We start from the raw sequence: 20,345 nt of genomic DNA, 5'->3' as shown, positions 1-20,345 counted from the left end.
ATACCACACTAGCGGCTCGGCGCAACGCCACCCGGCGCATCGGCATACTGGTAACCACTTGTTTGCCTAGCGTTCATCCAATGGCGGCGCCGACATTGCGGAAGCGTCGCATGCCGCGCGCTCACACGCGACGCTCACATACCGCACTCACATACGGCCGACGATGCCGACCGCGATCTTCGCCGCGGTATCGGCGTATTCGGAGATGTCGAAATCCTTGAATTCCTCGTAATCCGTGTCGGCGTTGTCGCTCATCGCGCGAATCACCAGCGCGGGCACGTCGTTGCGGGCGGCGACATGCGCGACGGCCGCGCCTTCCATTTCGACGGCGTCCGCCTGCGTTTCGGCGATGACCTGCGCGACCTTTTCGGCGCCGTCGACGAAATAGTTGCCGGATGCGATGACGCCGGTGATATGCGCGATGCCCATGTCGTTCAGCGTTTCGTCGGCGATGGCCAGCAGCTGCGGATCGGAATGGAACTCCTCAGTGCCGGGCTTCCACTGGCCGACCAGTCGCATGTCGGTATCGAGATAGCGCAGCGTACCGCCGAGCACGACGTCATTGATGTGCAGCGCTTTGTTGAGATTGCCTGCGATGCCGGAGAAGATGACGGCATCCGGCCGGTATACGTCGATCAGATGCTGCGTTGTTGCGGCGGCGTTGACCAGTCCCATGCCTCCTACGGTGGCGACGACGGTGATGGCCTCGCCGTTGCGCGTCGTCATTGTGCCACGGCTGACGGTGAGGCTGGCCGCTTCGTTGACGGTGACGTCGATGAGCGAGGCGACGATGTGCGCGATTTCCTCGTCAAGGGCGCCGATGATTGCGATGGTGGACATGGTTGGCCGTTCCTTCCTGCGTTTGTGCCGCTGCCGTTGGCGGTTTCTCGTTGGCCGGTCTGCCGGCTGGCTGTTTCCTGCCGGCTGCCGCCGATTGGCCGCCCAAAAATCAGCCTTCATTGTACGGTGAGCCCCATGATTGGCACTGTGCCGCCTTGTCGGTGATTATTTGCGGCGGGCGGCGACGGCGTCGGCCAGCTCGCGCAGGAGCGTGGCCGTGTCATGCCAGCCGATGCAGCGATCGGTGATGGACTGGCCGTACACGAGGTCCGCCAGCGGCGCTTCCGGCTGGTTGCCGTTTTCGATGAAGCTTTCCATCATCACGCCGGTGACGCCCCGCTCCCCCGCCGCGATGCGACGCGCGATGTCACGCACCACTTCGATCTGGCGACGCTCGTCCTTGCCGGAATTGCCGTGCGAACAATCGATGATGAGGCCATGCGCGGCGGCGGAATCGGACGGCATCGCCGCATTGATGGCCGTCATCGCCTCACGCACGGAGACCTCATCATAATTCGGTCCGTGCGAGGATCCGCGCAATACGACATGGCAGTCGGGATTGCCCAGCGTTTCGACGGCGCAGGCGCGTCCCATATGATCGATGCCGAAGAAAGTGTGACGCTGTTCGGCGGCGACACAGCTGTTGACGGCCGCCTTGACCGATCCGTCGGTCGCGTTTTTGAAGCCGATCGGCATGGACATGCCGGATGCGAGCTGCCTGTGGACCTGGCTTTCGGTATTGCGAGCGCCGATCGCGCCCCAGCTGACGGCGTCGGCGATGAATTGCGGGCTGGTCGGTTCCAGGAATTCCGTCGCCGCCGGCAGTCCTTCATTCAGTACGCCCAACAGTGTGCGGCGCGCCAGCAGCAGGCCTTTTCGGATGTTGTGGCTTCCGTCGATGTCGGGATCGTTGATAAGGCCTTTCCATCCGACGGTGGTGCGCGGCTTTTCGAAATACACGCGCATGACGATGAGCAGTTCGCCGGCGGTCTCCTTTGCGATTGCCGCAAGGCGATGCGCATAGTCGAGCGCCGCGTCGGGATCGTGCACGGAGCAGGGGCCGACGATGACGAGCAGACGATCGTCCTGCCCGTACAGGCATGCGCGGATCGCGTCGCGCGATCCGGCGACGAGATCCTGCATCCGCTGTGTGAGCGGCTGCTGCTGCAGGACTTGTGCAGGCGTCGGCAGCGGCTCCAATTCAACGATGCGACGGTTGATGATGCGGTCGACGCCGACCTGATCCTCCCAACGCGGCACGTCGGTGGTCAGCAGCGGATTGCGTCCTTCGCTCATCGCCTTGCGGATCGTCGCAAGATCTTCCGGCGTGTTCAGCGGCTTCGGCTCGGCGCAGTGTACGTCCTGCTCGTTCATGTCCCTCTCCTTGGCTTTACTCCCCAAGAATACATAAGAGGCGTGGAGAGGCAAGACATCGCTACAGCGCGCGGCGGACGGCGACGGCGTCGGCAAGCGCGTGCAGCAGTTCTTCGGTGCGGTCCCACGGCACGCAGGCGTCGGTGATCGACTTGCCGTATTCCAGCTGTTCCAAAGGCGCCGGCTTCTGATGTCCGCCTTTCAGGAAGCTTTCCATCATCACGCCGAGAATGCCCGGTTCGCCGCCTGCGATGCGCGCGGCGATCTCTTCGACCACTTCGGCCTCGCGCACTTCGTCTTTGCCGCAGTTGCCGTGCGCGGCATCGATAATCAGACCATGTTCGCTGGGCCCGCTCGCCTTGGAGGCCTTCAGATCGCGCAGGGCCGCCGCCACGGATTCGGCGTCGTAGTTCGGCCCCGAGCTGGAGCCGCGCAGCACCAGATGGCAGTCCGGATTGCCTTTGGTTTCGGCGGAGATCACACGGCCGTCCAGATTGATCGACAGGAAATGATGTTCGAAAGCGGCGGCGAAGCAGGAATCGGCGGCGGGCTTGACCGAACCGTCGGTCGCGTTCTTGAAGCCGACCGGCATCGACAGGCCGGATGCCAGCTCGCGATGCACCTGGCTTTCCGTATTGCGAGCGCCGATCGCGCCCCAGCTGATCAGATCGCAGATATATTGCGGCGTGATCGGATCGAGCCATTCGGTGGCCGTCGGCAATCCCAGCGACAGCACGTCGGTGAGCACTTTGCGCGCCAGCCACATGCCTTTACGGATATTGAAGCGCCCGTCCAGATCGGGATCGTTGATCAGGCCTTTCCAGCCGATCGTCGTGCGCGGCTTTTCGAAATACACGCGCATGACGATGACCAGCCGGTCCTCCAGCTCACGTTTGAGCGCGGCGAGACGTTCGGCGTATTCGTGGGCGGCCTTCGGATCATGGATCGAGCACGGGCCGACGATGACGAGCAGTCGGTCGTCGCGACCGTGCAGGATATCGCGGATCTCCTGGCGCGAGCGCAGCACCAGGTCGCTCATTTCGTCGGTGAGGGGCAGTTCTTTGAGGAAATATCGCGGTGCGGGGATCGGGTCGAGCTGACGGATGTTGACGTCGACGGTTTCCGGGAACACTGCGCGATCGTCCAGGAGACGTGCGTCATTCGAACTATCCGGGCCACGCAGACCTGCCATGTCGTTCCTTCTTCCTCTCGTTCGTTCCCTATCGGTTACACCGGTCGTCAAGACGATGAGCTCCCCGTACTATAAATGATGCCATCCCTCCCTGAGGCGGGATGTATCATCCATTGGTATTCCGGCATCGGCGTCTCCCGTTCATTGACGGATTGCGCCCGTGCCGCCTTATGAAAACGGGAGGCCGGCCCGAAGGCCGCCCTCCCGTCATTCATATCATCATCACGTCACGCCATACGTGTCGTCTCAGGCGAGAGCGCCCATCGGATCCCACGCCGGCAGCATCGTGGCCGGCTCTTCCAGAGCGGCCTGGTATTCGGCCGGCAGCATCGCCTTCGGGACGGCGACTTCGTAGACGTATTCGGTGAACCAGTCGTCGCTCATCGTGAAGTAGCCCTTGTCGGCGATCTGACCGCCCCAAGAGTTCTCGACGCGCCAACGACGGGTGGTGGTGCCGTCTTCGGCGGTGTCGACGCCGACGAAGGCCATCGCGTGGTTCATCGCGGAATCGGCGAAACGCACGCGCTGTTCCTTATCCATATCGAAGTCGACGTCGTACACCTTGCCGTATTCGAACAGGTCGGTGGCCCAAGCGCCGTTCACACGGTCCATCATCGGATGGCAGTCGGCGCCGAACCAGACCGGAATGCCCTGCTCTTCGAGGATCTGACGCACGCAGTCCTTCATGAACTGGTTCGGCACGTTCAGGTATTCGGTCGGATCGCCGCCTGCGACGTTGCCCAGATGCTCGATGCCGATCTTCTTGCCCTTGACATGCTCGGTGCGAGGATCGTCGACCAGGCAGACATAGCTTTCCAGATCGGCGGAACCGACGTACTTGTTCCAGAATTCGACCGGCGTGATCTCGCCGTCGCGATGGAACACGTCATCCTTGTCGGTCCACTCCCAGTCGAAGCTCTTCGGCGGCTCGCCCAGGTGGATCGTCAGAATGCGATGGCCGGCCGCGGTGGCGTCGGCGATGATCTCGTCGATCTTGGACGGATCGGCATACATGTGGGCCACGGCGGTGTGCAGCATGCGGCGCAGCTGGGTGTTCATCTCGCCGGTGTTCTTGGAGGATTCGGTTTCCGGGAACAGGTCCTTCGGAACGGCGCCGTACTTCTTGTACACGTTCATCGCCATCGTCCACTGGCCGCCGTCGCCCATCACATCGTTCAGCAGGTGCTGCACGAGACGGGAATCGGACGGTTCGCCGGCCTCGATCAGGGAGGCGATGTCCTTCAGGAAGTAGTTGACGCGCTCCAGCTTGTCGAAGTACATCGCATAGTTCTGGGAGAACTCGAATTCCTTCAGGCCCATGTTCTTCTTGGCCACGAAACGGGCCACGTTCAGCGAGCTGAACAGCCAGCAACGGCCGGAACGGTTCTGATTGGTCACGTCGCCGTTGTCGACCGTAGTGGAGAATCGGCGCTGCAGCAGACGGGCGCGGTCGTAGTTGCGGGCGACCTTGTCGATGCCGGCGGCGGTGACGGCGTTCATCGCCATACGGTTTGTGGCGCTGGCATTGAAATCGTCGCACAGCTTGTTCAGATCCTGCGCGCCCAACGGCGTGATTTCAGTCATGGTGCTCCTTTTGGTTGCAATCGATCATGATGGTCGGACGTCGGTCACGCCGGCCATGCAACGACGCCCCGCCAATGACGGGGCGTCGTGCGGTTTCAAACAGATACGAGTCTAGTCAGCGTGTTGACTCGCCACGCCCTGACTCAGTCGTTGTTCCCTTCTCCGTCATCGGGGAATTCGAAGTCCACGGAAACCGGCATGCCGGCCTCCGTAGACTCCGCCCGCTCGGATTCCTCCTGCGGGGATTCTTCAGACAAGCTTTCGCCGTCGACGGAATCAGCGGTTTCGCCGGCAGCATCATCGGAGTCCTCCGCGTCATCGGATGCCTCAGTCTCGGCTTCCTCTTCAACGTCACCGTTCTCGATGACGGCATCCGTGACATCAGCGGCGGCATCCACAGGAGCATCCGCAGCGTCTGCAGCGGCATCGGCGACGCCGTCGACGACATCAGCGGCGGCGACATCATCGATGGCGGCGAAGAGATCGGCCGCCGCATCGTGTTCCGGCAGCAGCGCCTCGACCGGCGCGGCTTCAGCCTGCGGCGCTTCAACGACCGCGTTCATCACCGGCAAAGCCGCAGGCGCGCCGAATCCGGCGAAGGCGCGCGAGAACATTTCGCGCAGTTCCGCAACACGCTGCGTGATCTGCGCCTCACGCGTCTGCAATTCGGCGATGCGGGCTTCCAGACCGTCCAATTCGCTCTTCGCCGCGGCACGACGCTTCTCCACCTGCGCATCAGCCTCTTCGGTGGCCTTGCGCAGCACTTCGACGGCCTGGCCGTCGGCTTCGGCGCGTTTCGCGTCGGCATACGCATCCGCATCCGCGCGGACCTGGTTCGCTTCGGCGACCAGTTCGTCATACTCATGCTTCGCGTTCTCTCGGCTGGCCGCCAGCTGGGCGAGCAGCTCGTTCACCTTCTTGGTGGCCTCATCCTGCTGGGCGGCGATGTCGGCGCGGATCTGCTCGACTTCGGCGTTCACCTGGCTCATCGTCTTCGTGCGATACACGTCGGCCTCATCGGTGATCTCCTGCGCCTTCGACTTCGCCGCATCCGTGATCTCACCGGCCTGACGCTGCGCGTCGGTCATCATCTTCGACACCTGTTCGCGCACTTCGGCCAGCTTGCGATTCGCATCCTCCAGCGCCTTCGCGATCTGATCGGCGGATTCGCTCTTCAGACGGGCAAGCTCCTCGTTCGTCGCCTTGCGCTGCTGCGCGATCTGTTCCGTGGCTTCGGCGCGCCACTGCGAAATCTCACGATCCTGCGTCGCCTTTTCGGAGGCCAGACGCTTGCCCTGCTCTTCGCGGGCGTTGGTCAGTTCCAATTCGACGCTCTGACGCTGCGCTGCGACATCCCGGGAGGTCTTTTCACGAAGCTGACGTGCATCGTCCTCCGCACGCTGCGTCACGGAGGCGGCGCGCGCGTTCGCATCACGCAAAATCACGTCGCTTTTGCCATTGGCATCCTCAACGATGTGATCGGCATCCAGCTTCGCGTTATTCAGCAGCGTTTCGGCCTGCAGACGAGCGTCGGCCAGCACGGCCTGCGCGTCCTTCTTCGCACGGTCAAGCAATTCGGTGCTGGTCTGCTCCGCGGAAACCAGCATCTGCTGCGCGTTCGCGCCCAGCGACGCGAACGGCGTCTTCTCTTCGACCTTGCGTGCCTTCTCCTCGCGCAATTCGGTCTGCAACCGCAGAATATTCGCATCGCCCTTCGCCACCTGCTCGCGCAGACGCCCCAACGTCTCCTGTGCGGCGGCGAACGCCTCATCGACCTTGTCCTTGTCGTATCCACGCAGTACGACCGGGAATTGATCCACCATGACTTTTCCTTTCAACACCCCTGCGCCTTCGCCGACCCACCGGCGCAAGACCCTGCCGCTTTGCGGCCTAGCGCAACTTTATCGCATCGGTGCGGTAAAAGCGCGCGGGAAACGGGCATTCTTACACAGCTCACATGAGTCGGAGCGCGGGCGGGGCAGGCCGCACCGGCGTGGATACCGCGGTCCGTGCGCCGGACGCCGCCTCAGCCCAGCAGGATGTCGCCCGACGATGGCTGCAGATAGTAACGCACCGCCTCGCGTACGACGTCGCGGCCGGCGATGATCTGCTGTTCCAACGGCAGGCCGCGCTGCGGATGAGGCGTCTCATTGATCAGCGGGAAGCTCACGAAACCCGACAATACGCAGGTTTGAGCCGACGACCAATTGAGCAGGCTGTAGAACAGCGAATTGCATACGAACGTACCCGCGTCGGAGCTCAGCGTCGCGGGCACGCCGTGCGCGGCGAAATCGCGCAGGATCGAGCGCAGCGGCAGGCGCGTCCAATACGCGGCCGGGCCGTTGACGTCGATCGGCTCGCGGCGAGGCAACGCATTGTCGGCATCCGGTTTGACGGCATCCATGACATTGGTGGCGCAGCGTTCCAACAGGATGCCGCGCGCGGCGCGCTTGAGGCCGGTGGCGATGACGATATCGGGATGATGCCGTTCGATTGTCTGCAGCAGCGTCGGCCATGCGTTGGCGAAGCTCACCGGCAGCGTCACCACGCTGATCGACGTTTCCACGTTGCGCAGCGGATCGTCGAAATCGATGTCGTCGCCCAGAAGTCCACGCTCGGCCAAGGCCTTAGGCACTTCCACGGCAGGATTGACGTCCACGCCGTCGTATGGGGCGAAGCCGGAGATGACGATGTTCACATGCTGCATGATTCCAGTGTACGGCAGCCGCGGCTTCGCAGACGGATTCAGGAATGCGTGATCGCATCGCCGGACATGGCGCGGACGCGGGCTCGGGCGTCGTTTTTGACACGTTCGCGGCGGATGGATTCGGCGATGCGTTCGGCGGTCGGCATGTCGGATTGCGTGGTGATTTTCAGATTGCTTTCGGAGCCCTGCACGATCGCCACGGGCTCGTTCGGCAGGTAGTCGACGACGACGCGGGTGTCGTCGGTGGGGTGAAAATCCGGATCTTCGGCGGCCAATGCGTATGCGCGCCGGATGGTGTCGAAACGGAAGGCCTGCGGCGTCTGCGCGCGGTAGGTGTTCACCCGCTCCGGCACGCGGCGCACCACCTTGCAGGCGACCTGTTCGCCGGCGACGCCACCGGCATAATCCTCAGTCAGCAAAATCGTATCGGTCGAAGCATAGGCCACCGTCGCGGCGGTGAAATCGTCAAGCGCGTCAATGCAGCCGTCAATGGAATGGCGTTCGACGAATGGGCGCACCGCATCATGGATCAGGATTTTCGCGTTTCCCGGAATTCCGGCCTCGGCCAGCATGCGCAACGCCGCCATCGTGCTGTCGACACGCTCCGCGCCGCCGTCGATGATCGCGCGCACCTTCATGTAGTCATGCCCATCGATCAGACGGTTGACCTCATCGCGCACCTGCGGATTGACGACGATGACGATATCGCTGACGCGCGGATCGGATTCGAACGCGTCGACGCTCCAACACACGATGGGCTCGCCGCCGACCGACACCAGCTGCTTGGGATTCTTCGGGTCGAAACGTGTGCCGAATCCGGCCGCCAACACCACTGCCACCACAGGCACGCTCATCTTGTTCCCTCTCTATTTGTCCCTTAGCGCCGTCTCCGCAAGGCTGCGCGCATGCGGCTGCATGCACGCGTTTTACGCTACTCCTCTTATTCGCGCACGATCAGCGCAAGCATGCGTCCTTCACGTTTCTTGCCCGCGAGCGCGGCGCGCCGGTGCGAGAACCAGAGAGGATTCTCCAATGTGCACATGCTGCGGCGGATCTTGCCGAAACGTTCGGACAGCCGGCTGTCGCCTTCGCCGTCTTCCCGGCACAGCTGCGCCAGTTCCTCGTCTTGCGACAGGTATTGCGTGGCCGCGTTGACGCGCGGGCGTGAGGAGACCACGTTGTCCTGCGGGATTCCCGCCTTGACGAGCTCCTGCAGCGCTGCCCGGGCGATGTCGATGCCGGGCTGGCCGAAGCGGCTCAGGGTGAAGGTGCCGGGGAATCGCGCGTCGAATTCGTCGGCCATGTCGCCGCCGACCTCATAGCAGTCGCCGCAGATGCAGGGGCCGAGCGTGGCGACGATGCGTTCGCGTGCCGCTCCTTTTGCGACCATCAGGTCGATGGTGGCGCCGATGACGCCGGATTGCAGGCCTTTGCGGCCGCAGTGCGCCGCGCCGATGACGCCGGCTTCCGGATCGGCCATCAGTACCGGCAGGCAGTCGGCGGCGAACATGCCCAAAGCGACGCCCGCACGGGAGGTCACCTGTCCGTCGGCCGCGATGACGATGCGGTTTCCCGCCGCCGCGACCGCTTCGTCGGACGGTTCGCTTTCGGTGTGCGTGCCGGATGCGTCGAAGCCGAACTCGGCATTGTCGGCGTACACATCGTCGATATCGATGGCGTCGCCGGAATGCACCTGGTTGACCAGCGACAGGCGCGCGCCGATTTCGTTGGCGAGCGCGACGCGGTTGGCGGCGACATGCGCCGGATGGTCGCCGCTTTTGCCGCCCAGATTGAAGTGGGCGTAGTCGCCGCTGCTGGCGCCGCCGAGTCGGGTGGTGTAGATGACTTTGATGCCCGGCGCGAGCGCGATCGGAATGGTGACGGGAATCGGATTTCCGGCTTTGTCGGTGGGGTTGATGGCGGTGCTGTTCAAAATGGCATCGTCATATTGAGGATTGCTCATTGTCGGTCTTTCTATGATTGATTGACGCTGTTTCAGGCCGCTTTCGGGGTCGGCTTTTTCGTACGCGACCGGATGGCGGCGTTGGCGGGCACGTCATGCGGGCATGGGAACGAGAAGACATGGGCCGGATTGTTGATCAGTTCGACCGGTCCGTCGTTTTCATCGCGGAATCCGCCCGCCGGCACGGTGTAGGCCAATGGGGCCTGGCCGGCCAGCAGGAATTCGATGTCCTGCCCCGCTTCGATCTTGTTGCGGCTCATGATGGTCAGACGGCCGCCGTCCTCCGGGCTCCAGCCCAGCACTTCGCCGACGACCAGCCATTCGCGGAAGTATGCGGACCGGTCGGTGTTCTGCGTGACCTTCTGCTCCGGATAATAGAAGCCTGTGCTGTAGTCGCGATGCGCCACCTTATACGGCTCCTCATGCAGCCATTCGGGGAATACGACCTTCGGCGCGGGCGCGATGCGCGCATGCCGCCAAGTGTCGGCGTCATTGTTTGCGACGTCATCGTTTGCGACGGCATCGTTTGCGACGGCATCGTTGGCATCATCCTGCTTGCATTTGCCGCAGCAGGTGCCGTCATTGTCGGCATTGTCGACGTCACCAATGTTGGCGCTGCCGTTATCGCGCACATCATTGCCGGCCTTGTTCTTGCAGGTGCCGTCGCAGCCGCGATCATCATCGATACTGATCGCGCTATCGAAATCAGGCACGCCGCAGAAGGCCTCATCGGCGTGAATCGTAATCGAATCAGGGCCTTCGGTGTGCCGCAAATCCTTGTATTCAGACAGCAAAGCGGCATCCGAATCATCGCCGCGCAGCACGCGGTCGTGGAACGGCTTGAGCATGTTGCCGTCCTCATCCTCGAATCCGCGCTGCACCATGTATTCGTTGACGGCTGTCTTGTAGGCGTTCGTCATCGCGGCGATGTAATACGCGCTCTTCGAACGGCCTTCGATCTTCAGGCTCGTCGAACCGGAGTCGATCAGATCGTCGATATGCTCCATCATGCACATATCCTGCGAATTGAAGATGTACGTGCCTTCCTTCGTCTCCTCCAAGGGGAAGACCTGGCCGGGGCGCTTCTCCTCGACCAGTGAATACTTCCAGCGGCAAGGCTGCGCGCATTCGCCGTGGTTGCCGTCGCGGCCGGTCAGATAATTCGAGATCAGGCAGCGGCCGGAGAACGCCATGCACATCGAGCCGTGCACGAACGTTTCGATATCCATGTCGTCGGGAATGTTCGCGCGGATATCACGGACGGCCTGCAGATCCATTTCGCGGGCGAGCACGACGCGGCGGACGCCAAGCTCATAGAGCGCGTTCGCCGCCATGTAGTTCGTGACGCCGGCCTGCGTGGACACATGCAATTCCAGTTCCGGCGCGATGCGGCGGGCCGCCATGAGCACGCCGATGTCGGTGACGATCAGCGCGTCGATGCCGGTGTCCTTCAACTGGCCGATGTATTCGCGGATCGGCTCGACCTCGTTGTTGCGCGGAAGGATATTGCAGGTCACATACACACGGGCGCCGCGCTCATGCGCGTAACGGGCGCCCTCTTCGAAATCTTCAAGGCTCAGGTTCTTCGGCGCGCTGCGCATGCCGAACGCCTTGCCGCCGCAGTATACGGCGTCCGCGCCGTAGTCGACGGCGGTTTTCAGGCCGCGCAGGTTGCCGGCCGGAGCCAGCACTTCCGGCTTGCGGCGCATATGGTTCTCGATCTTCGCATTCATCACCCAACCAGTGTAAAAGAGGGGGTGGTTCGCCGGCGGCCCAGCCGACTCGCCGTCCGCCGAGCGTGCAATCGCCGACTTACCTTCCCCTGAAGCCGGAAAACGGCACGAGGGTCACGGAATCAGACCCGTCGAACGGGGAGAGCCGTGTGGCGCCGACGAGCGGGAAACGGTTCAGAGAATGGTGGTGACGAAGTCGAAGAGGAGCTTCACGCCATAGATGATGATGACGGTGCCGCACACCTTGTTCAGCATTTCCAGGATCTTCGGGCTGAACTTGTGACGGAAGGCGGAGACCAGCAGCGTGACGCCGAAGAACCACAGCAACGACGCGGTTTCCACACCTGTGATGAACGGGGTGGACTGGGACGCGCTCAACGTGGCGCTGAACGCGCCGAGCATCAGCGTGCCGTCGACGATGGCCTGCGGATTGAACCATGTGACCACGCATGCCGTGCCGATGGTGCGCAGCACGCCCTGTCTGCCGGAATCCGAATCCGTTCGGGCGATGGCATGATCCCTCTCCCCCGCGCCGTCCTTGCCGCGCTTCGGCAACACCAATCCCAGACCGATGCGGATGACGATGGCGCCGCCGACGGCGAGCACGCCCAAACGCAGCCATTCATTGTTCTGTATCAGCGCGCCCACGCCGAAGAAGCACGCCAAAGACAGAATCACGTCGAACACACTGACGGCGAGCGCGGTCAGCAACGCGCGGCGACGCGTCTTGGTCAACGCCGAATTGATCACGAACAGATTCTGCATGCCGATCGGAGCCACGTACGCCAATCCCATGGTCAGGCCCTGCAAATAGAACCCCATATTCACATCCTCCACTCAACCAAATACATTTGGCTGGCTTAAACACACCCAACCAAACCAACCAAATTTCAGCTGCCTATACAACAAAAAGCCGCGCCTTTCAACGCGACCTTTCTATCTATGGTTCAATTGTAGAAATTAAAGAATCAGCAGCAACCAGCCAAAAAACTCCCCCACCCAACCAATCACCCCAACCAATCCCACGTCGTCCGACACAAACGGCGCATCACAACCACAGAAAGCGCACATCATGGCACGCATCGAAGCAATCGACATCATCTGGAAGCCAGACCGCGCATCCGACGTCCCCGTCACCGAACAGATCGTCGACTACATGTGCCGCCAAGTCTCCGACGGCGCATGGCCGATCGGATCGCGCCTGCCCTCGCAGCGCGCGATGGCCGAAGCGTTCGGCGTCAACCGCTCCACCATCATCGCCGCGATCAGCGAACTCGCCGACTACGGCATCGTCGAGGGACGGCACGGCGCCGGCACCACCATCATCAGCAACACATGGTCGCTGATGCTGCCCGGCGCCCCGCAATGGGCGGATTACGTGTCATCCGGCTTCTTCAAAGCCAACAACGACACCATCCAATCCATCAATCACCTCGAATTCGCCCCCGACATCACGCGCATCGGCACAGGCGAGCTCGACCCGCGCCTGTTCCCCAAAAGAATGTGGCATCGCGTGCTCACCGAAGCCGCCGACGAAATCGATTCCCTCGGATACCCGCCGCCGGAAGGCATGCCGGCCCTGCGCGAAGCGATCGCCGCGCACATGTGCGCCACCGGCATCCAATGCACGCCATCGCAAGTGCTCGTCACCAGCGGCGCGCTGCAGGCGCTGCAGATGATCTCCGTCAGCCTCCTGCCGGACGGATCCACCGTCTACGCGGAAGCGCCAAGCTACATCAAATCATTGCAGGTGTTCCAATCGGCAGGCATGAAACTGCAAGGCGTGCCGATGGACGGCGAAGGCATCCGCATCGACGCATTGCAACGGCTGCTGGGCGAACAGACGCCCGCACGCGACACACGACGGCAGACAGGCGGCGCGGTCCTCTACACCATCCCCACCAATCACAATCCCACCGGCATCACCATGTCGGCGCAACGACGACGCGACCTCATCACATGCTGCGTCGCCAACCGACTGCCCATCATCGAAGACGGCGCATACCGCGACCTGTGCTTCGACGGCGAAGCGCCGCTGCCGCTCAAAGCATTGGACGAAACCGGCATGGTCATCACGTTGGGCAGCGCATCGAAAGCGCTTGCCCCAGGCCTGCGCATCGGATGGATCGTGGCCGGCGAGCCGATCGTGCAACGCCTCGCCGATGTGAAAATGCAGATGGACTACGGTGCCAGCGTCTTGAGCCAGTGGGCGTTCACACGATTCCTCGCATCGGGCCTGTACGACGAATATCTGGCGTCGCTGAAAGACGAACTGCGTCGCCGACGCAATTGCGCACTGCGGACTTTGCAGGACACGCTATCCGGTCTCGCGCAATGGACGACGCCGATCGGCGGCTTCTATATCTGGCTCACCTTCAAGCGTCCGATGCGCATGGGACGCGTCTTCCAACTGGCGGCCGAACGCGGGGTGCTGCTCAATCCGGGCGACATCTACGATTTCGAAGCCAACAACTCACTGCGGCTGAGCTATTCGTACACCACGCCGGAGGAATTCCGCCGCGCCGTCGGGACGTTGGCCGAAGTGGTGCGCGAAATGGAGGATTGAGTCTGCGGGGTAAAGGACCTACGGCATCCGAGCGCGGCCCACGTTCAACCATACAAAACATTAAACGGTGTGTCATTGGAATTCCGGAATTCCAATGACACACCGCCAATCTCTCCGATAAACGTCAGGCATCAGCCTTTTGCGACTCAGCCAATGCTGTCAACCGCTTTATGAGGAAGTCGGAAAGACTCAGGCCCTCTTACGAAGCTTCAGGAACAAACCGCCCGCAAGCAGAACGACTGCAAAAGCGGCAAATCCCAAAACCGCGGAGCCTGTCTCACCCAGAATAGCACCATCTTTATGCGTATCCTTTGCATCAGAAACGGAGGCACCGTTCGTGTCTGAGGAATCCGCATCCGACGGAACCTCACCTGAATCATCGGGATCGGACGTCGCCGCATCATCCTCATACAGCGGATACACGGTCCAGTCGCCGGTCACCTTCGTGTCCAAGGCCAACGGCTCGGCATCCTCGCCGTAACCGGTCGTCCAGCCGACGAACACCTTGCCGTCGATCGCCTGCGGAACCGCGTTCGCGGCGTAATCGCCGAACGTCACGTTCTGATCCTCGTAGAAACCCACGACCACGTTGAGCGTGTTGTCCGCATTCATGAACGACACCTTATGCTCCACACGCGGGGCATCCACATCCTCGTACATCGGATACACAAACCAGTCGCCGGTCACCTTCGTGTCCAAGGCCAACGGCTCGGCATCCTCGCCGTAACCGGTCGTCCAGCCGACGAACACCTTGCCGTCGATCGCCTGCGGAACCGCGTTCGCGGCGTAATCGCCGAACGTCACGTTCTGATCCTCGTAGAAACCCACGACCACGTTGAGCGTGTTGTCCGCATTCATGAACGACACCTTATGCTCCACACGCGGGGCATCCACATCCTCGTACATCGGATACACAGTCCAATTACCGGTCACCTTCGTATCAGCCGACAGAGGCGTCGCATCCTCACCATAACCGGTCGTCCAGCCGACGAACACCTTGCCGTCGATCGCCTGCGGAACCGCGTTCGCGGCGTAATCGCCGAACGTCACGTTCTGATCCTCGTAGAAACCCACGATCGTATTGAGCGTGTTGTCCGCATTCATGAACGACACCTCATACAGCGCGTTCACAGGACCAGCCTGCTGAACGCTCGCATCGTTTACAGTGTTGTCGTCTGCCATGACTGCGACTGGTGAAAACGCAACCAGAGAGGCAACCGCAGCGATGCAAGCAATCGTCTTCTTACCAATTTTCATGATAAACCTTAAACTCTCAATCTACATATCGCTTGAACGGCAGTCGCAAGCCATCCAAACCTTCGTTGTAGCCCCTCCTCATTAGAACCACGATGACAGGGATACCCCCCCCCCGGACATTTCCCGCAAAGACGGGTTCTAGCGAACGTCGCAACACCATGACACGGGAGGAAAACCTGATATGGCGTACGAGTTCGTCGGGAAGGACCATTGCATATACACGAAGGACAGGTGCGAAAGAGACCTGGGACAGGGCAGGAACGAACTGTGCATCCAGTGCGAGAAGGAATTGCGCTGCGGCGTGGCCCGAGCCGACGGACCATTCGTTTTGACCGTTGAACGTAATTCCAGGGGAACGGAAGACAATGCCTCCCGCAAAAACGTATCCAGCGACCATATGTTCGACGAACGACGAACCGCCGGATCTCATCACTCCCCTAGTAGGCCGTGCGATATGGACATCTGCCACCAATGTAATTACGTCAGAAAAGACCACTTCGTCATCGGTCATAATCCGAGCGAAAACTTGCATCAAGCAATCCCATGTCCGATTCAATTACATTGCCAGGGGTCTTCCTTGTTCGGAAAATAGCGGTTCCTGGATGCGTCCATGCCAAACGCCGCCGGTATCTATGGAAGGCAAGAAGCATCAGATCGAGGTCGAAACAGCAGGCGAGGCGAATACACGCATACTCGCCATGGCCGCATCCTCCATGAGCATTTGCACATAAGAATGTGCTATCTACCGCTCAGACGCGTTCCGGAAAAACGGAACTTACGAAAATGATCGCAAAAAGGCGCCCGACGCAGACATTGGTCGGACGCCTTTGCAATGACGCGGATGACGCAGATATGACACCGCGAATTCCGCGCGACGAACGGCGGAAAGGGGTCAGCCGAGCTTGGCCAGCTCCTCCGGGCTCAGCTGCAGCCGGTCGGCCTTCAGGCTGTCAAGAATCGTCTCCGGACGGTGAGCGCCCGGAATCACGAACATGTGGTCGCCCTTCGCCAGCTCCCATGCCAGCACGACCTGCTGATAACTGACGCCGTGCGCGGCGGCGACTTCGCGGAACGGGTCGAATTTCGACTCGTCATACGGATGGCGGTAGCCGCCGAGGGGGCTCCAGCAGACGAACGCCAGGCCAAGCTCGCGGCAGTAATCCAGCGTATCCTGCGTTTCCAAATGAATCGGCGAATACTGATTCTGCACGGCGACCAGCTTGTCGCCAAGAATGCCACGCGCGATATCAAGCTGCTCGATCGTCACATTGGACACGCCCGCCCATTTGGCGACGCCCTGGTCGAGCAACGCCTTGATGCCTTCGCAGGATTCGTTGTACGGCACTTCGGGATCGTGACGGTGCAGATACAGCAGGTCGATTTCGTCGACGCCAAGCGCCATCGCCGACTGCTTGCCGTATTCGATCAGATGCTCCGGCTTGCCGTCGCGCGGCCACACCGGCTTGTCGCCATCCCACGCGCGGCGCAGGCCGACCTTTGTGGCGACCGTCACCTCATCGCGAGGGCCGTTCCAGGTTTCCAAGGCCTCACGCACCAGCTTTTCGCCGGTCTGCTCCTCCTCACCCGGCGTGTAATACGCCCATGCCGTGTCGATATGGCGGCATCCTGCGTCCAGCGACGCGTGCAGCGTTTCGATCCCCTTGTCGTGGCCGAGATTGTTTTCGATGGTCAGCGGCATTTCGCCGTGGCCGATGGCGGTCGTGCTGTACGGGCCGAGATTGCGCAACAATGCCATGGTGTCTCCTTTGCACGGAATCGGTTGGCAGCGGTTTTCTGCTGTCTCCAGCGTAGATTCGACGTTTGACCGCTACAAGTCGCATAACGATATCCCTGATTCCAGCAAACACAGCCGCAATTCGAGAGATGCCCGACCGGCGCGCCGCAACGACGTCTATTCTCTGATATATGAGCACATTATCTCCAGACATCTCCCACACGCGCATCGGCATCATCGACAACGACCAATGCGCCTTGGAATTCATGGTCTCGCTGCTCCACTCATGGTATGGGAACAACATAACCATATGGTCTACCACTCAGGTCGCCAAAGCGATACAACAATGCAGGCACGAGACGTCGCCCACGAATCTGATCATCCTGGACATGGCGCTCGATGGCATCACAGGCCCGCAGATCGCACGCATCATACGTAAACACGTTCCCGACATCGGCATCATAGGCATAACGTCATATCAATTGGAAACATACCGAACGGCATGCATCGATTCCGGAATGCAGACCCTATTGGCGAAAAAGGATATGCGACGCAGTCTGCAGAGCGCTATATCCGCTGTCCTGCAAGGACAGCGGTATCCGGCCGACAGTGATTTTCATACCACAGAGCAGTCAGCGGCTTTGCTTGATGCTCCCGATGGGCGCATTCCGCTGAGCGATACGGAGCGAACCATCATTACACTGACATTGTCCGGAAAAGTCCCATCGCAAATCGCGGCACAACTCGGCATTGCGCAGGAAACCGTATACTCGCATCATAGAAACATCAACCGGAAATTACATACAGACAATTGGAGTGCCTCGCTGCAATGGTGCAAGGAGAACCATATTGTCTAATGCTCTCAGGCAGAGTACCTGTTCCCCGTCTCATCCATGGATGCTCTGCATGATCGCCGTCGCATTGCTTTGCGCTACCGGAGAAACCATGTATTGGATTACGCAGACGAATGCCGCAATCATGCAGACGTTATGGCTGCTGTGTCTATGGATCGCATACGTTTGCTGCTTCCACACAATACGAATCGGCATATGGGCGATGTTTGCGGTGTCCCTCACCGCCGATTTCCTTCCTTTCGCCACTCCGTTCACTGCATTGTTCATAATCTTTCTGGCAATCGGTCTGCTGACATACCTACACATCATTCAAGGTATGCTCGCAGCGGTTCTGGCATGCATCGGACAGCTGGGAATGGCATTGCAGTCCAACGACGCCGCGTTCCTCAAAGGAGGCATATGGTCGTTCCTTGCCGCCATCATTCTGACGTCGACGGGCGGAATCGCGTTACGCTGGAAATTCCAGAGGGACGACAGCCGGCAATGCAATATAATCATGACACGAAACGCCGCGACTGCAGCCAACCTTCACGATTATACGTGCAATGAATTAAGCGACATCATACTGCTCGCCGAACACTTGTCGCAACAGCATCTCCCAGACGATCTGCAGCCGTATGTGAAAACCATCAGAGATACGGCCGACGATGCGTTGCAGCACGCTCATGCCATCATCCGAAAGTTACGCTTCCCCTCTATTCCCCATCAATCGAATCGTTCAGGAAACGAACAATACGAGCGACAAATCACTCGAATCATCGATAGGCAAAAGAAACTCCTCCAAGTATTGAACTGTTACGGCGACGTACTCACTTCCCCCGGCATATTGCAGGAAACAACCGAAGAAAAGGCGATTCTGACCTGCAGCCTGATACGAGAGATCTTCGGCAATATCAGCAAACATGCCCAACTCGATCAAGGATTTACGCTTATCATCGCCCGCAGATTCGACACAATACACATTTCGTTATGCGATACGCCACGGCACGATATCGCAAATCCGCATTTTAAGCATGGCACGGGTCTTACGCGATATAAAGAACTAATCGATTCTTTAGGCGGAACATGGCGGGAAGAGCAATCCGACGACGTCTGGCTGCTCACCATCACCTATCCGCTATACGATTAACTGCCGCATATCCACTCCATCCATGGAGGACAAACTGGAACATAAGGCATCCCAGAGTCCAGAACGGAATATTCCATTAAAATATCACCCGACAGTTCAATGATGAGATCTGTTTGATTCGATAAAACCAACATCGCCAAACACGGTAATACCCAAAATCTTGCACGCATAAAACCTCACCTTACGGTTTGGCCACTTCTTCGAATAACCGACACTACCGGCGTCCGCATCTTGCTGTATATCGCGTTTGCAGTTTTCTGCAACCGAAATAGATAGTGATTTGACACAAATATACCAATGTGTGCATCGGAGATGCCGATGTCGTGCAATGGGGCACGAATCCTAATGAAAGGAGAATCGAGATGAAAAGATGGAGATTTCTCGTGGCTTCGATAGCCGCGCTGGTCATGTTTTCCATGAACGCCAATGTAGCGTTCGCAGAAGGGACTGCACCGCTACGCGCTTGTCCTGAGGTCGGGAATGTGTACACGACGGCCACCATAACCAACAGCAACTATCACATCCCCACAGGCCAGATCTTTCGGTCCGGCCCGGTGGCACAGTGACAGCCAATACGGCCATATCATACACAGTCAATGCTTCTCTTTCTATATCCGGCACAGTCGGAGTGAGCGTCGCCGAAGTCGTCAATGCCTCCGTCTCAGCCGGGGCAAGTCTGGCTACGGTGACCTCCCGATCCGTCTCGTATATTTACTCGCACGACGTATCCCCCGGACGCTATGGCAATCTTCAATATGGCAATTTTGGCTGGCAGGTCAATGTCCGGAAGACCACGATCGTGGCGCCGTGCAACACGGTACAGGTCGCTTCCGGAAGCGCAATAGTGCCGTCCAGCAATATCTGGGGATACAAATATTGGGAGACCTGACATGACGCACACATCATTTCGAACATTATGCACGGGAATCGTAGTCGCAATGCTGCTGTGCACACAGGCGGCCTGTGATTCATCCTCGTCGGAGACTTTGAACGGGCATGTCCTTGACAAAGCACAGGTTGCGATGCTGTCCGAAGCGGTTGAAGCCAAGGGAGAAGCCGACGCTTTGGCCTCGCCTCGTCCCAGTTACCTCGTCAATGACGATGGACAACGTCAAATCATGACGATTCTGGATACCGACGAGACCGAGCAGTCGGCGGGGGTTCACGAACTAACGGTATTCTGCATCGGCAGCGGAACTTTAGACATCAGCCTCACCATAGGCGACTCTACGGAAACCGCCGCTATGCAATGCGGGACAGACGTTACATCCGAAACGGTGACCGTCAGTATTCCGCAAGCCGTCGTTGGCCGTACAGTACAAATTGCGCCGTCGTCCGACGCGGAATGCGAAATCGCATATCGCATCGACACCACAAAATAATAATATGTGAAGCCCGCAAGCGCACGCCT

At 60.0% G+C, this 20,345-nt stretch carries 16 protein-coding genes; 4 read left to right on the top strand and 12 right to left on the bottom strand.

Translation table 11 applies throughout. The features are described from left to right. Positions 1 to 147: 147 nt before the first annotated feature. The 10 genes from mtnN to AC1AX7_RS03755 form a co-directional block, all read right to left on the bottom strand. Positions 148 to 840: a 5'-methylthioadenosine/S-adenosylhomocysteine nucleosidase gene (gene mtnN, locus AC1AX7_RS03800; protein WP_476508771.1), complete on the bottom strand. Its 693-nt coding sequence runs from the start codon at positions 838 to 840 to the stop codon at positions 148 to 150. Positions 841 to 1,005: 165 nt separating this feature from the next. Then, positions 1,006 to 2,214, bottom strand: a complete 1,209-nt coding sequence (locus AC1AX7_RS03795; protein ID WP_476508770.1) for a 3-deoxy-7-phosphoheptulonate synthase — start codon at positions 2,212 to 2,214, stop codon at positions 1,006 to 1,008. Positions 2,215 to 2,275: 61 nt separating this feature from the next. Then, a complete protein-coding gene (locus AC1AX7_RS03790; protein ID WP_476508769.1) occupies positions 2,276 to 3,406 on the bottom strand; it encodes a 3-deoxy-7-phosphoheptulonate synthase in 1,131 nt (376 codons plus the stop codon). A 246-nt stretch (positions 3,407 to 3,652) separates the two neighbouring features. After that, positions 3,653 to 4,990 carry a C1 family peptidase gene (locus AC1AX7_RS03785; protein ID WP_476508768.1) on the bottom strand — a complete coding sequence of 446 codons (1,338 nt, stop codon included), beginning with the start codon at positions 4,988 to 4,990 and terminating at the stop codon, positions 3,653 to 3,655. A gap of 143 nt (positions 4,991 to 5,133) precedes the next feature. Next, a complete protein-coding gene (locus tag AC1AX7_RS03780) occupies positions 5,134 to 6,813 on the bottom strand; it encodes a DivIVA domain-containing protein (protein ID WP_476508767.1) in 1,680 nt (559 codons plus the stop codon). Between the two features lie 203 nt (positions 6,814 to 7,016). Continuing rightward, positions 7,017 to 7,697: a pyroglutamyl-peptidase I gene (locus AC1AX7_RS03775; RefSeq protein ID WP_476508766.1), complete on the bottom strand. Its 681-nt coding sequence runs from the start codon at positions 7,695 to 7,697 to the stop codon at positions 7,017 to 7,019. A gap of 38 nt (positions 7,698 to 7,735) precedes the next feature. Then, positions 7,736 to 8,551, bottom strand: a complete 816-nt coding sequence (locus AC1AX7_RS03770) for an IspD/TarI family cytidylyltransferase (RefSeq protein WP_476508765.1) — start codon at positions 8,549 to 8,551, stop codon at positions 7,736 to 7,738. 86 nt (positions 8,552 to 8,637) lie between these two features. Beyond that, on the bottom strand, positions 8,638 to 9,660 hold the full coding sequence (locus tag AC1AX7_RS03765) for a purine nucleoside phosphorylase YfiH/LACC1 family protein (protein WP_476508764.1): 1,023 nt from the start codon (positions 9,658 to 9,660) through the stop codon (positions 8,638 to 8,640). Between the two features lie 32 nt (positions 9,661 to 9,692). Continuing rightward, positions 9,693 to 11,393, bottom strand: a complete 1,701-nt coding sequence (locus tag AC1AX7_RS03760; protein WP_476508763.1) for a peptidase U32 family protein — start codon at positions 11,391 to 11,393, stop codon at positions 9,693 to 9,695. Positions 11,394 to 11,567: 174 nt separating this feature from the next. Next, positions 11,568 to 12,215, bottom strand: a complete 648-nt coding sequence (locus AC1AX7_RS03755) for a LysE/ArgO family amino acid transporter (RefSeq protein ID WP_476508762.1) — start codon at positions 12,213 to 12,215, stop codon at positions 11,568 to 11,570. A 250-nt stretch (positions 12,216 to 12,465) separates the two neighbouring features. Between AC1AX7_RS03755 and AC1AX7_RS03750 the strand changes: the two genes are divergently transcribed. Further along, on the top strand, positions 12,466 to 13,959 hold the full coding sequence (locus AC1AX7_RS03750) for an aminotransferase-like domain-containing protein (protein ID WP_476508761.1): 1,494 nt from the start codon (positions 12,466 to 12,468) through the stop codon (positions 13,957 to 13,959). A 189-nt stretch (positions 13,960 to 14,148) separates the two neighbouring features. Here AC1AX7_RS03750 and AC1AX7_RS03745 read toward each other — a convergent pair whose 3' ends face one another. Together AC1AX7_RS03745 and AC1AX7_RS03740 are read right to left on the bottom strand one after the other, a co-directional pair. After that, positions 14,149 to 15,141 carry a hypothetical protein gene (locus AC1AX7_RS03745; protein WP_476508760.1) on the bottom strand — a complete coding sequence of 331 codons (993 nt, stop codon included), beginning with the start codon at positions 15,139 to 15,141 and terminating at the stop codon, positions 14,149 to 14,151. Positions 15,142 to 16,108: 967 nt separating this feature from the next. Beyond that, positions 16,109 to 16,972, bottom strand: coding sequence for an aldo/keto reductase (locus AC1AX7_RS03740; RefSeq protein WP_476508759.1), 864 nt, complete (start codon positions 16,970 to 16,972; stop codon positions 16,109 to 16,111). Positions 16,973 to 17,142: 170 nt separating this feature from the next. On the opposite strand from AC1AX7_RS03740, the gene AC1AX7_RS03735 reads away from it, so the two are divergent. From AC1AX7_RS03735 to AC1AX7_RS03725, 3 genes are all read left to right on the top strand, one after another. Next, positions 17,143 to 17,808 carry a response regulator gene (locus tag AC1AX7_RS03735; protein WP_476508758.1) on the top strand — a complete coding sequence of 222 codons (666 nt, stop codon included), beginning with the start codon at positions 17,143 to 17,145 and terminating at the stop codon, positions 17,806 to 17,808. A gap of 49 nt (positions 17,809 to 17,857) precedes the next feature. Further along, complete coding sequence (locus tag AC1AX7_RS03730) at positions 17,858 to 18,934, top strand: sensor histidine kinase (protein ID WP_476508757.1); 1,077 nt, start codon at positions 17,858 to 17,860, stop codon at positions 18,932 to 18,934. A gap of 938 nt (positions 18,935 to 19,872) precedes the next feature. Further along, positions 19,873 to 20,316: a hypothetical protein gene (locus AC1AX7_RS03725; RefSeq protein WP_476508756.1), complete on the top strand. Its 444-nt coding sequence runs from the start codon at positions 19,873 to 19,875 to the stop codon at positions 20,314 to 20,316. Positions 20,317 to 20,345: the final 29 nt, after the last annotated feature.

The organism is Bifidobacterium sp. LH_449 (assembly GCF_056356755.1).
The sequence above is the reverse complement of the archived record's forward strand: the minus strand, read 5'-3'. Positions and strand labels throughout refer to the sequence as shown.